We start from the raw sequence: 13658 nt of genomic DNA on the forward strand, positions 1-13658 counted from the left end.
GCCGGCCTTGGAATGACGTGGCGAGACGCCGTCCCGCCTCCGCGCGATCTCGCTAATGATCTTAGCTCACCTCGCACGCGAGGCGCCCTGCTGAAACCGGTTCTACACGGTAGTATGGTGCGTTTTTTTAAGCTTTTTCGAACATTGCGACACAGTTACTGCCGTAGTTCCGTACGATTACGGAGTGAATTAGCGATAGGCAACTCAACCAAATCTTAGTGCGACCGGGCGATGGTGGAAGCTGATCGCTCGAACCACAGAAATGTAATGCTGAGAGCTTGGCGAAGGCTGGCCGGGTCGCCGGGATCGTCCGTCACGATCCTGGGGCTGCTGTTTTCTTTCGTTGTCGTCACCCTGTTTCTGGTTGATCTGGCTGCTCGCTATCGAGAAGCGGTCGCCTCTGCGAAAACCGATGCTCTCAATCTTTCGGCCATCCTGGCCGAGCATGCCGCAGTGACGTTCGAAGACATCGATCGTGTCCTGCTCGAGGCGCAGGCAATCCGCAACGATTCCTTGTCCGGAAAATACGCCGACGCCGGCGCGGCCAACACCGCGCTCCGTCAACTGGTCAAGAGCTCGTCGATCCTGGTCGCGGTTGGTTGGACCGACGCATCCGGAGCCGTCGTTGCGCACTCCTACGACCGTGCGCCGCCGCGCGGCAACATCTCCGAAATGCCGCACTTCATCGCGCAACGCGATGGCGCTGGCACCGAGTTGTTCGTTGCGCCGCCCTATCGGTCGGCAGGCGGTGATAAATGGTTCAGTGCGGCGTCGCGCCGGTTGAACAATTCGGATGGGAGCTTTGCGGGCGTCGTGACCGCGCCATTGGATCAATCCTATCTGTTGAAGATCTATCGCAAGATCAATCTGGGCCCGGGCGGCTCCGTCGTGTTGATCCATCGCAACGGACGGATCCTGGCGCGCGTGCCGGAACAGAAAGATGTGCTGGGCATGTCTGTTGCTGGCGGCCCGATGTTTACCCAGTATCTGCCAGTCTCGGAAGCGGGCTCATACGAACTGACGAGTCCCGTCGACGGCATCAACCGCATTGCGGCCTACAAGGCCGTATCCGGGCTGCCGCTGGTTCTGGTCGTGACCTATTCGCGTGATTACGTGCTGCAGCCGTGGTATCGGCATCTCTACACCTTCGGCCCGCCGGCTGCCGCGATCGTCACCATCATCCTGATCGGAACCTTGCTGCTGCGACGGCAAACAAACGCACTCGCGGCCGCGAGTTCCCGTTTCGACGCGGCGTTGAGCAACATGCCGCATGGGCTCAGCATGTTCGACGCCGATGAGAAGCTGCTGATCGCCAACAGCCGCTATCGTGAGATGTATGATCTCACTGAGGCGCAGGTCGAACCTGGAACGCCGCTCGGCAGCATCGTCGGCCACTACAAGAGCGCCGGGGGTGATCTCGACGTCAAGGAATTCCTCGACGGCGCAAGACACTGGACTCCGAAGATCGTCATGCTCGCCGATGGCCGGATCATCTCGATCGTGCGTACGCCGATGCAGGATGGTGGCTGGGTCGCGACCCATGAGGACATCACCGAGAAGCGGCGCGACGAGACCTTGCTGGCGGAAAATGCTGCCGAGCTAAAACGCATCAACACGCGTTTCGACGTCGCCATCAGCAACATGTCCCAAGGGCTCTGCCTGTTCGATGCAGACAAAAACCTCGTGGTATCGAATAGTCGCTATCAGCAGATGTACGGTCTGCCCGACGAACTCGTCAGGCCCGGTACGCCCCTGCAACTCATATTGCAGCACTACGTGGATCGCGGCGAAGCCAGTCCGCTCAGCGTCGACCAGCATGTCCGGCTGATGCCGACCCAGCGCCAGCAGGACTACGAGCTGAGAGACCACCGGCAGATACTGATCCAGCGCAAGCCGTTGCCGGATGGCGGCTGGGTCGCGACGCACGAAGACGTCACCGAGCAAAAGAGCGCCGAGAGAATGTTGGCGCAGAAGGCCGCTGAACTCGAGGCGATCAACATGCGCTTTGATGCCGCCCTCAACAACATGGCTCAGGGGCTTTGCATGTTCGATGCGGAGCAGAGGATCGTGGTGTCGAACGCGCGCTATTGCGACATTTACCATATTGACCCCGATCGGATAAGGCGCGGAACCACACTGGCGCAAATTCTCGAATATCGCCGCGAGCAAGGCACGCATTTCGTCGATGTCGCGCCGGAGGTCTATCTCGATCAGAACGTCAAGCAGCTCAGTGAGACGCGGGAGCTTGCGGACGGACGGGTGATCGCGATTGCTCGCCACATGATGCAGTACGGCGGTTGGCTCACGACCCACGAGGACATCACCGATCGGGCGAGAAACGAGAAGCGGATCGCATATCTGGCCCAGCACGATCTGCTCACCGGCTTGGCGAACCGCGCCGTGTTTGCGGAAAAGCTCGATGAAGCGGCAAGGCGGTCGCAGCGTCGTGGCACGACGTTTACCGTGCTGATGCTCGATCTCGACAGGTTCAAGCTCGTCAACGATACGCTCGGTCACGCCGCAGGCGATCAGCTGCTGATCGAGGTCGCGCAGCGACTGAGCTCATCACTGCGAGATACCGATGTGCTGGCCCGCCTCGGTGGCGACGAATTTGCGATCATCCAGGAGAACGAAAGCGATCAGAGAGAAGGTGCCATCGCGCTGGCGCTGAAGATCATTCGTCTGGTCGAGCAACCGTTCGATCTTGGCAGCAACCGTGTCAGCGTCGGTACCAGCATTGGCATCGCGTTCGCGCCCGAGCACGGCATCGACGCGGAGATATTACTACAGAAGGCGGACGTCGCGCTCTACGCGACGAAATCCTCAGGCCGGAATGATTTCCGAATCTTCCAGCCGGAAATGACCGTGGCTGCCGACACACAGAAGTCGATGGAGGGCGAGTTGCGGGAGGCGATGGCCCGCGACGAGTTCGAGCTGCACTACCAGCCGGTGATCGAGGCCGGAACGCGCGCGCTGACCGGGCTGGAATGCTTCGTGCGATGGCACCATCCATCGAGGGGCGTGCTGGCGCCTTCGCAGTTCCTCGATGTCGCCGAGCAGGCTGGATTGATGCTGCCGCTCGGTGAATGGATCTTGCAACAGGCCTGCCTGGACGCGGCCGCTTGGCCGGCGCACATCAGAGTCGCCGTCAACATGGGTGCCGCCCAGTTCCACAGGAGTAATGTGCTCGACGTCGTGCTGTGCGCGCTGGTTGAATCGGGATTATCGCCCGAACGCCTCGAACTCGAAATTCCCGACGCTGCGCTCTTGGGCGGGAATCCTGCGGCTCACTTGCTTGCGGTCCGACAACTGAAGAACCTCGGTGTCGGCGTCGTCCTCGACAATTCCGGGCTAGGCTATTCCGCGGCCAGCTACCTCCAGAGTTTCCCATTCGACAAGTTCAAGATCGACCGGGCGATCGTGCAGGGCTGCACGACGCGAAGGGATTGCGCCGCGGTCGTCGCCTCCGCTGTGGCATTGGGGCGCGGTCTTGATGTCACGACGGTGGCCAAGGGCGTCGAGACCCCAGCGCAGTTGGACGCCCTCCTTGCGGCAGGAGTGGACTACGTACAGGGCTATCTGATCGGACGGCCCGTGCCGAATTCCGAAATCTGTTTCGATTCACCGTTACAGGCGCGAAACGTCGCGTGATCCCATGACCTCCGTCGAAATACATGCAACTCAACCGCCAGGACACGAGAGATGACTCTGGAGAACGGTCTGATCGACCGGCTCGAGATCGCACTGGCGAGCCGGGAGCTGTCGAAGCGCGCCGAACTCCTGCGCCAGGTCGCCGATCTCTTCGTGGTCGGCTCAGGCAAGTTCACCGACGAGCAGATCGACCTGTTCGACGAGGTGATGAGCGCGCTCCTCAAGAATATCGAATGCGCCGCGCGAGCGGCGTTCGGGAGCCGGCTTTCAGGATTGCCCGATGCGCCGCGTCGGACGATCCGCTTGCTGGCCTTTGACGACGCGCCCGAGGTGGCGGCGCCGGTCCTGGAGCACTCACCACAGCTCGACGAGGCGAGCTTGGCGGAGAATGCGCGGACCAAGAGCCAGGATCATCTGCTGGCTATCGCCGGCCGCAGCCTGTTGACGGAACCCGTCACCGATGCCCTCCTCGAGCGCGGCAACAACGATGTCGCCATGCGGACCGCCGGCAACGACGGCGCCAGCTTCTCGACTAACGGAATGTCCAAGCTCCTCAGCCGGGCGCGGGACAATGGCGCGCTCGCGATGTGCATCTGGGCTCGGCCCGATATTCCTCGTGAGACCATGTTGAAGTTGTTCGTCCATGCATCTGAGATGGTGAGATCCAAGCTGGAGGCAGCCGATCCCCGCCAGGCAGCTCTGACCCGGCGTGCAATTGCGGAGGGCTCCGATGAGCTGCAAGCGATGGCGCGGGCAGGCTCCAGCGAGCACGCCCGGGCGTTGGCCGAGGTGACGTCCTTGTATTCGAGTGGGCAATTGGACGAGGCACGCGTACTCGGCTTCATCGGCGAGCGAAGCTTGGACAAGACGGCTGTCGCGCTATCGCTCATGAGCGACCTGCCGATCGGAGCGATTGAGCGTGCGCTGGTCCGTTCGCAGCCCGAGCAGATTCTCATCCTCGCGAAGGCGATCGGTCTGTCCTGGGACACGACGAAGGCAATCCTGACGCTTTACCCCGGTGAGGCTCACGAGAGCCGAGAGCGATTGGAGCAGTGCTTCGCGAGCTTCCTTCGGTTGAGTCCAAATACGGCGAAGGCTGCACTCCAGTTCTACAGGCTCCGTGAGCGTGCCGGCCCGGGTCCTGTCCACTAACGGCGTTGCGCCCCAGCACCTTTCCCCTGCATGATGCGGGAGCTCTTGGGGGGAAGACCATGCGATCCGTCGTCATCACCGGCGCGTCCACCGGCATCGGCTGGGCCATTGCGAAATTTCTGGTCGGGCGCGGCTATCGTGTTTTCGGTAGTGTCCGCAAGCAGGCCGATGCGGATCGGCTCATGGGTGAATTCGGTGCGAACTTCACGCCGCTGCTGTTCGACGTCACCGACGAGGCGGCGGTCCTCGCCGCTGCGCGAAAAGTCCGCGAGGCTCTGGGCGGTGAGACGCTGGCCGGTCTCGTCAACAACGCCGGCGTCGCGGTGGCGGGGCCCGTGCTCGAATTGTCGGTCGACGACTTCCGCCGGCAGATGGAGATCAACGTCATTGGCCCGGTCATCGCGACGCAGGCCTTTGGGCCGCTGCTCGGCGCCGATCCGTCGCTGAAGGGGCCGAAAGGACGGATCGTGATGATCAGCTCGGTCGCGGGCAAGAACGGCAATCCGTTGTCGGCGCCTTACAGCACCTCCAAGCACGCCATCGAAGGCCTGTCGGAGAGCTTGCGCCGCGAATTGATGCTGTTCGGCATCGACGTCATCATCGTCGCCCCCGGCGCGGTGAAGACGCCGATCTGGAGTAAGGCCGAGCAGATCGATCTCTCGGTCTACCAGAACTCGCCTTATCTGCCGGCGCTGAACAAGGTCAGGGCGTTCATGATGAAGCTCGGCGAGACCGGGCTGCCGGCCGAGCGGATCGCCGAGGTCGTTTTCGAGGCGCTCACCGCCGAGAGGCCCAAGGTTCGCTACCAGATCACGCCGGACCGGATGCGGCATTTGATGACGGCCACGCTGCCCAAGCGTGTGGTCGACCGCATCATCGCCAAGCGACTCGGGCTGCTGCCGCAGGGCTGACCGACGTTCAGCCGCCTCGGCCGCACGTCGGGCCGCGGTTTCGCCGGGGGCATCATTCCGGCACTTCCCCAACCGCGGCGCGTTCATGTCAGCGGCGGCCGAGGAGGCGCAGCCGCGCTTTCGGGCCGAGATCGAGGTGGCGCTGGAACAGGCACCCGCCGCCGACCCGGAGGAGGCGAGATCGAGCGGATGGCGGAGAGGGTCATCGACCTCTTCATCGCGGGCATCGCCAAAGCTTAAGCGTGGCTGGCCCATGCGGCCCATTCGCCCATCGCTAACATTAAGCGAAGGTCGGATCGCGACACGCGTTGCTTGTCCGTGACCGTTCAATTACAGTTTTATGACACGGTGCAGGCCTTCCGGCTGCGCCGAACGCCGCAGGCCCGGTCAGCCGGCTCGGCATCACCGTGCCGGACCAGCAGTTGCGTGTCGTCGATGGCGTCCGCGCCCAATCCAGGTCCTTCTGCCACGACCGCCGTACTGGCGAGCGTCGCCGCGCTCGGCATCTGGCGGCTGCTCGCGGTTGCGGCGCCGCATCTCGCCGCGCTCGTCCTGATGTACGAGACCGAGACGGATTTCGGTGCACGGCTCTCCTTCGTGCTGGCCTGGGGCATCCTCAACTTCTTCTGGATCATGCTGCTGCGGCGTCCGGCGCTCTCGGGTGCGCTGTCGCTGACCATGGTCGTGGTGCTGGTGCTGCTGTCACGGCTGAAGCACGACGTCGTGCAGATGACGGTCAACTTCATCGACCTGATGATGATCGACCGCGACACGGTCGCGTTCCTGTTCACGATCTTCCCGAATTTGCGCTGGTCGGTGATCGGGGCCGGCCTCGTCACGCTGCCGCTGATGTATGCGCTGTGGTGGCTCGACCCATTCCGCATCCGCAGGCTGCCGGCGCTCGCCTGCAAGCTCGCCTGCCTCGCCGCGCTGGTCGGCTATTCGCTCTATCATCCGGACGAGGCCTGGCGCGGCTATTACGACGACGGCTATCTCTCGAAGTTCTTCCGCTCCGGCGTCAGCGCGGTCTCCGACTTCGCGCAATACGGCTTTATGGAGTCGGCCGCTTCGACCAACGAACGGCTCAACATGCCGCTGGTCGATGCCTGCCATCCCGCCGGCCGGCGGCCGAACATCATCATGGTCCATGATGAATCGAGCTTCGACATCCGCGCCGCGCAGGGCATCAAGGTGCCGGCTGGCTACGGCAGCCATTTCAAATCCTGGGACGGCAAGGAGCGCACCTTTCTGGCCGAGAGCAATGGCGGGCCGAGCTGGTTCACCGAATACAATGTGCTCGCGGGGTTGTCGTCGCGTTCGTTCGGCCGCTTCGCCTATTTCGTGACGCGCATCGCGACAGGCCGTGTCGAGCGCGGTCTGCCGCTGGCGCTGCGCCGCTGCGGCTACGATACGATGTCGCTCTACCCCGCCTATGGCGGCTTCATGGCCGCGCGCAGTTTTCAGATGACGACCGGCGTCGAACGCTTCCTCGACTCCAAGGATCTCGGCGCCAAGGATGTCGAGCCGGATAGCTTCTTCTACGACAAGGCGCTCCGGCTGATGGGCGAGCGGACGCCGAACAAGCCGCTGTTCACCTTCATCTACCTCGGCGCCAATCATTTTCCGTGGGAGACGCGCTTCCGCCCGGATCTGCTGCCGAACTGGCCCGCACCGGGCAATGTGCCGTCCATCGACGAATATCTGCGCCGGCAGGCGATGAGTGCCGAGCAATACAAGGCTTTCCTCGCGGGCCTGAAGAAGAATTTTCCCGGCGAGCCTTTCCTGATCGTGCGCTACGGCGATCATCAGCCCGAGTTTGCGCCTGCTATCCTCGAGCCCGGGCTCGACGAGGGTGCAATCGGCAAAAAGCTCGACGCCTACGACCCACGTCTCTACGCGACCTACTACGCGATCGACGCCGTCAATTTCGAGCCGGTGAAGAGCGAGGCCGTGATGGACACGGTCGATGGTCCGTATCTGCCGCTGGTCATCCAGGAAGCCGCCGGCATCCCGCTCGATCCGTCCTTCGCCGAGCAGAAGGAGATCATGCTCCGCTGCAAGGGCATCTTCTACGGCTGCAAAGACGGTGCCGAAGCGAGCCGGCTGAACCGGCTGCTGATCGATGCGGGGATGATCCGCGGGTTGTAGCGTCCTCCAACGTCGTCGAACGAATGGCGCGGCTTACCGCCCACCCACCTTCTCCCACAGCCATTTGGCCACCGCATCCGGGGACGAATTCGCGTCATTTCCGGCGGCGCGTAAATTGGCTTCGCGCATGGTCGCGATGTCGATCTTGCCGAGCAGCGGCTTCAGCGCAGCCTGCAGCCGCTCGTCCCCGGCGCGCTTCGGGGCCAGCAGCAGGATGGCATCGTAGGGCGGGATCGCGTGCCTGGGATCGTCGAGAGCAACGAGATCGTATTTTGCGATCAGCCCGTCGCTGGTGTAGCCCGCGATGACATCGACTTCGCCGCTGGCGACCGCCGCATACATGAAGTCCGGCTGCATCTGGCGCTGGGCGCGGAACGAGAGGCCATAGGCCTTTTGCAGCGCCGCCCATTCGGGTCGCGAGAAAAATTCATAGTCGCCGGCGATCGACAGCGTCGAAGCATGCGCGGCGAGATCGGCGATGGTGCGGATGCCAAGCGCCTCCGCCCGCTTCTTCGGGATCACCAGCGCATAGGCATTCTCGAAACCGAGCTCTCCCAGCAGCGTGATTTTCTCCTGCGCGAGGGTTATTTTCAGCTCCGCCAACAGCTCCGCGCGCGGCTTGATGTCCGTGCGGTGAAGCTGATTGGCCCAGAGCGTGCCGGAATAATCGACATAGAGATCGATATCACCGGCCTTCAATGCCTCGAAGATCACGCTCGAGCCGAGACCGGATCGTGCGACGGCGGAAAGACCGACCGCCTGCAGCCGGTCCCGCATCAACGCCGACAGCACGTACTGCTCGGCGAACGTCTTGGCGCCCACGACATAGCTTTGCGACGAGCGCCCCATCGTCGGCACCAATGTTGCGGCGACCAGTGCCGCGATCCCGGCCGCGCCAAGCGCGGTACGCACGCGGCTGCGCCGGCGCAGGCCGCTCTCGATCAGGCCGAGCAGTTGATCGACGGCGAGCGCCAGCAGGGCCGAGGCAAAGCAGCCGAACAGCACGAACACCCAGTTCTGGGTCTGGAGCCCGGCAAAGATATAATTGCCGAGGCTGGTCTGCCCGATCGGGGTCGACAGCGTCGCGGTGCCGATCACCCACACTGCGGCGGTACGGATGCCAGCCATCATCACGGGGAGGGCCAGCGGCAGTTCGACCATCACGAGCGACTGCCGTGCGGTCATTCCGACGCCTTTGGCAGCCTCGATCAGCGCGGGATCGATGCCGTTGAGGCCGGTGATGCCATTGCGCAGCACTGGCAGCATCGAATAGAGCGCCAGCGCCAGCATCGCCGGCAGGAAGCCGAAAGCGGAGAAGGAGACGCCGAACCAGGCCAGCGCCAGGGAGGCCGCGAGCAGCAGCAGCGGATAGAACAGCGCGAGCAGCGCCAGCCCGGGCACCGTCTGCACGATACTGGCGAGCGCGAGCAGGACGGCGCGCGGGGTGGGGCGGTTGCGCGTCAGGATCGCCAGCGGCAGGCTGACGATCAGGCCGAGCGCAAGTGCAGCGAGACTCACCCTGACGTGGTTGCCGAGATAGTCGGGCAAATGCCCCAGCGCCTCGCCCCAGCGCGGATCGGTGAAAAGGCTCATGCCGCCCCGCTCTGTAGCAGCAGCGCGTTCAATCGCTCGACCTGGCGTCGCGGCGTCCGCAGCAACTCCAGTACGTAGGCGTCGCTGCTTTTCGAAAGCTCCACTGGCGTGCCCTGCGCGAGCAGCTTTCCGCCGCGCATCACCGCGATGCGGTCGGCCAGCAAAATCGCTTCCGTCATGTCGTGGGTGATCATCACGGTGGTCAGGCCGAGCTTGCGGTGCAGCTCGCGAAAATCGTCGCCGAGCGCATCGCGGGTGAGGGGGTCGAGCGCGCCGAATGGCTCGTCCATCAGCACGATCCGGGGCCGTGCCGCGAGCGCCCGCGCCACGCCGACACGCTGGCGCTGGCCGCCCGAGAGCGCATCCGGCAGCCGCTCGCGGTGCGCGGCCCGGTCGAGCTGCACGAGCTCGAGCAACTCATCGACTCGCGTCGCGATATCCGCTGCCGGGACGCCGAGCAGCTTCGGCGTGATCCCGATATTGTCGGCGACGCTCAGATGCGGGAACAGCCCGCCGCTCTGGAAGACGTAGCCGATCCGGCGCCGCAGCGCGACCGGATCGACCGACTGCACGTCATCGCCCTCGACCGTGATCGTGCCGCCATCCGCCTCGATCAGGCGGTTGGCGAGCCGCAGCAGCGTCGTCTTGCCCGATCCCGAGCCGCCGACGACGGCCACAAACTCGCCTTCGGCGATATCGAGTGACACATCGTCCACGGCCTTGAGCGCGTCGAAGCTCTTGGTGACGTGGGCATAGCCGATCATCGGCCTGGACGGCATCGGGCTGGGCTCACTGCGCTGACCCGCCCCAAGGAGGGAGGGAGGGAGGGAGGAATGACAAGGCCCATGCGTAGCACGCTTGGCGGCTTGATTGAACTTGGCCGCGCGAGCGGCTAAGGCATCGGGCCAAGTTCGGAGGGAACACATGATAACGCCTACGGCAGTGGCGCTGGACGATGCCAAGGTCGCGTTCCAGCTGGGGGACGGGCGGGTCTATACGGCGGTGGAGAAGGCGCATCTGACGGTCGCGCAGGGCGAGTTCGTCGCCATCGTCGGCCCGACCGGCTGCGGGAAATCGACCCTGCTCAACGTCGCGGCCGGGCTGCTCAAGCCGGCTGCCGGGAGCGTCAAAATATTCGACCAGCCGCTCGCCGGGCTGAACCGGGATGCCGGCTATCTGTTCCAGGCCGATGCGCTGTTCCCCTGGAAGACCGCGCTCGACAATGTCGCGATCGGGCTCGAAGTCAGCGGCACGCCGCGTAGCGAGGCACTCCCGCGGGCGCAGAAATGGCTGACCTCGGTCGGCTTGGGCGCCTTCGCCAACCGCTATCCTCACATGCTCTCCGGCGGTCAGCGCAAGCGCGTGGCGCTGGCGCAGGTGCTGATCCGCGATCCAAAGATCCTGCTGATGGACGAGCCGTTCGGTCCGCTGGACGCGCAGACCCGGCAGGTGATGGGCAACCTGCTGCTCGACCTCTGGAACGCCGACCGCAAGGCCGTGCTGTTCGTCACCCATGATCTGGAAGAGGCGATCGCGCTCGCCGACCGCGTCGTGATCATGTCGGCGGGGCCGTCCTCCCGCATCATCGGCGACTGGCGCGTGAGCCTGCCGCGCCCGCGCGACATTTTCGAAGTGCGGCTGGACAAGGAATTCCATGCGCTTCATCGCGAGATCTGGAGCGTGCTCAAGGACGAGGTAATGAAGGGCTATGCGCAGTCCACCCAAGCGGCGGAGGCGGTGTGATGTCGCGCGTCACTCTCCTTGCGCTGCAAGTGCTGGTCGCGGTGGTCTGCCTCGCGCTGTGGCAATTACTCTCGACCGTGCCCGTGTTCGGCAAGATCCTGCTACCGCCGTTCTTCTTCTCCAATCCGGTCGATGTCTTCGCCCAGATCGTCAAATGGTTCTCGTCCGGTGTGATCTGGAAGCATCTCGGCATCACGCTGACGGAATCGATCCTGGCCTTCGTGATCGGATCGGCCGGCGGCGTGTTGATCGGCTTCTGGTTCGCGCGCCAGCCGCTGGTCGCCGCGGTGTTCGATCCCTACGTCAAGATGGTCAACGCTCTGCCGCGTGTGGTGCTGGCGCCGATCTTCGCGCTGTGGCTTGGGCTGGGCATCTGGTCCAAGGTCGCGCTCGGCGTGACGTTGGTGTTCTTCATCGTGTTCTTCAACGTATATCAGGGCGTCAAGGAGGTCAGCCGTACCGTGCTCGATAACGGCCGCATGCTCGGCATGAGCGAGCGGCAGCTGATGCAGCACGTCTATTGGCCCTCGGCGCTGTCGTGGATGTTCTCCTCGCTGCACACGTCGGTGGGCTTTGCCGTGGTCGGTGCGGTCGTCGGCGAATATCTTGGATCGGCGGCGGGGCTCGGCTATCTCATCCAGCAGGCTGAAGGCATCTTCGACGTCGCCGGGGTGTTCGCCGGCATGTTCGTGCTGTCGGCCTTCGTCATCCTGATCGACTTTGGGGTGACATTGGTGGAGCGGAGGCTGCTGGTCTGGCGGCCGACCGTGGACGGGCGCGGCTAGGCCGAAAGGGGCCCGCGCGTCGCGCGAGCCCGGATCGCGAAAGTTCAATCCAGCAACTTGGTGTCGTCGGGCGCCTGCGGCGGCGTCTTGATCGCGATGGCCTTGACCTGTCCGCTGATCGGCTTGGTGCCGCCATGCGGCGTCCCCTTCGGGATGATCACGAGGTCGCCCGGCTTCACCGTGACTTCCTTGTCGCCGAACCAGATCGTGCCGGTGCCCTCTAAAATGTACTGGATCTCGTTGGTGTTGGGATGCATGTGCTTGGGCACATTGCCGACCTGGATCGAGATGGTGGCGCCATCGGCGCTCGCGAACATCTTGGAACGGAAGCCGACGGCGTTCGCGTTTCCGAGCGCGTCGCCCTCCATCTCGCTGGTATGGATGATCTGCGGAGTGATGTTTTCCGCAGCCAGCGCCGGCCGCAGCAGGTGGGTTGCGCCGCACCCGGCGGCAAAAGCGGTGGCGATCGACAGTCCGATTGCAAGGCGATTCATGGATGATCCTCCCCATCAAGAATTGTTCTTGTGGGCTCATGCTATTGCGCCGAAAGGCCGGTGGCCAGCGCCTTCGGTCCTGCTTCTCAAGCCAGTCCCGCTGCTCTATGGTGCCGCCAGCCGAACGGAGGAAACCAATGAAGAACACGATAGCCAAGCTCGCGGGCGCGCTACTCGCGCTGACGCTCACCACCGGTCTTGCCGCGGCGCAAAGCAAGGTCACCATCGCGATCGGCGGCGGCTCGTGCCTGTGCTATTTGCCGACGGTGCTGGCAAAACAGCTCGGCGAATACGACAAGGCCGGTCTCAATGTCGAGCTCGTGGACCTCAAGGGCGGCTCGGACGCGCTCAAGGCCGTGCTCGGCGGCAGCGCCGACGTGGTCTCCGGCTATTTCGACCATTGCGTCAACCTCGCGGCCAAGAAGCAGGAGCTTCAGGCATTCGTCGTCTATGACCGCTATCCCGGCCTCGTGCTGGTGGTGTCGCCGTCGCACACCAACGAGATCAAGTCGATCAAGGACCTCGCCGGCAAGAAGGTCGGCGTCAGCGCGCCCGGCTCCTCCACCGACTTCTTCCTGAAGTATATGCTGAAGAAGAACGGCGTCGATCCCGCCAGCACCGCCGTGATCGGCGTCGGCCTCGGTGCCACTGCGGTCGCTGCCATGGAGCAGGGCCAGATCGACGCGGCCGTGATGCTCGATCCGTCCGTGACCGTGCTCCAGGGCAGCCACAAGGATCTGCGCATCCTCTCGGACACCCGCACGCAAAGGGATACGCTCGAGACCTTCGGCGGCGAATATCCGGGCGGCGCGCTGTACTCGACCGCGGCCTGGGTCGCCGGCCACGAGAAGGAGACGCAGGCGCTCACCAACGCGATCCTGGGCACGCTCGCCTGGATCCACTCGCACTCGCCCGAGGAGATCATGGCGAAGATGCCGGAGGAGACGGTGGGCAAGAACAAGGACCTCTATCTCGCGGCACTCAAGAACACGATTCCGATGTACTCCGAGACCGGCAAGATGGATCCGAAGGGCGCTGACGCCGTGCTCGCGGTGTTCAGCGTCGGATCGCCCGAGGTCGCGAGCGCCAAGATCGACGTCAGCAAGACCTTCACCAACAAGTATGTCGAGCAGGCCAAGAAGACCACGGGGAGCGCCAAATAACTGACGCGAAGTCTCGGT

At 63.8% G+C, this 13658-nt stretch carries 10 protein-coding genes; 7 read left to right on the forward strand and 3 right to left on the reverse strand.

Annotated features, from left to right (window positions below; genetic code table 11):
- Positions 1-267 precede the first annotated feature (267 nt).
- The 4 genes from BRA1253DRAFT_RS31310 (at position 268) to BRA1253DRAFT_RS31325 (ending at position 7862) form a co-directional block, all read left to right on the forward strand.
- Positions 268-3651: a PAS-domain containing protein gene (locus BRA1253DRAFT_RS31310; RefSeq protein ID WP_035994268.1), complete on the forward strand. Its 3384-nt coding sequence runs from the start codon at positions 268-270 to the stop codon at positions 3649-3651.
- Between the two features lie 51 nt (positions 3652-3702).
- On the forward strand, positions 3703-4803 hold the full coding sequence (locus BRA1253DRAFT_RS31315; protein ID WP_007600994.1) for a DUF2336 domain-containing protein: 1101 nt from the start codon (positions 3703-3705) through the stop codon (positions 4801-4803).
- A 59-nt stretch (positions 4804-4862) separates the two neighbouring features.
- Positions 4863-5714: an SDR family oxidoreductase gene (locus BRA1253DRAFT_RS31320; protein ID WP_007600995.1), complete on the forward strand. Its 852-nt coding sequence runs from the start codon at positions 4863-4865 to the stop codon at positions 5712-5714.
- Positions 5715-6149: 435 nt separating this feature from the next.
- A complete protein-coding gene (locus BRA1253DRAFT_RS31325; RefSeq protein ID WP_007600997.1) occupies positions 6150-7862 on the forward strand; it encodes a sulfatase-like hydrolase/transferase in 1713 nt (570 codons plus the stop codon).
- Between the two features lie 33 nt (positions 7863-7895).
- Here BRA1253DRAFT_RS31325 and BRA1253DRAFT_RS31330 read toward each other — a convergent pair whose 3' ends face one another.
- Positions 7896-9455, reverse strand: coding sequence for a glycine betaine ABC transporter substrate-binding protein (locus BRA1253DRAFT_RS31330; RefSeq protein ID WP_007600999.1), 1560 nt, complete (start codon positions 9453-9455; stop codon positions 7896-7898).
- A complete protein-coding gene (locus BRA1253DRAFT_RS31335; protein WP_007601001.1) occupies positions 9452-10234 on the reverse strand; it encodes an ABC transporter ATP-binding protein in 783 nt (260 codons plus the stop codon). The genes BRA1253DRAFT_RS31330 and BRA1253DRAFT_RS31335 overlap by 4 nt, the downstream gene beginning before the upstream one ends.
- 145 nt (positions 10235-10379) lie before the next feature.
- Here BRA1253DRAFT_RS31335 and BRA1253DRAFT_RS31340 point away from each other — a divergent pair, with 145 nt between their 5' ends.
- Together BRA1253DRAFT_RS31340 and BRA1253DRAFT_RS31345 are read left to right on the forward strand one after the other, a co-directional pair.
- Entirely contained in the window at positions 10380-11198 is an 819-nt protein-coding gene (locus tag BRA1253DRAFT_RS31340) for an ABC transporter ATP-binding protein (protein WP_007601003.1), read from the forward strand.
- A complete protein-coding gene (locus tag BRA1253DRAFT_RS31345; protein ID WP_007601005.1) occupies positions 11198-11983 on the forward strand; it encodes an ABC transporter permease in 786 nt (261 codons plus the stop codon). The genes BRA1253DRAFT_RS31340 and BRA1253DRAFT_RS31345 overlap by 1 nt, the downstream gene beginning before the upstream one ends.
- A gap of 44 nt (positions 11984-12027) precedes the next feature.
- On the opposite strand, the gene BRA1253DRAFT_RS31350 is transcribed toward BRA1253DRAFT_RS31345, so the two are convergent.
- Positions 12028-12477, reverse strand: a complete 450-nt coding sequence (locus BRA1253DRAFT_RS31350; RefSeq protein WP_007601007.1) for a cupin domain-containing protein — start codon at positions 12475-12477, stop codon at positions 12028-12030.
- A gap of 137 nt (positions 12478-12614) precedes the next feature.
- Between BRA1253DRAFT_RS31350 and BRA1253DRAFT_RS31355 the strand changes: the two genes are divergently transcribed.
- Positions 12615-13640 carry an ABC transporter substrate-binding protein gene (locus BRA1253DRAFT_RS31355; RefSeq protein WP_007601009.1) on the forward strand — a complete coding sequence of 342 codons (1026 nt, stop codon included), beginning with the start codon at positions 12615-12617 and terminating at the stop codon, positions 13638-13640.
- The last annotated feature ends 18 nt before the right edge of the window (positions 13641-13658 follow it).

Origin of the sequence: Bradyrhizobium sp. WSM1253, assembly GCF_000244935.1 — a bacterium.
Classification (GTDB): Bacteria; Pseudomonadota; Alphaproteobacteria; order Rhizobiales; family Xanthobacteraceae; genus Bradyrhizobium; species Bradyrhizobium canariense.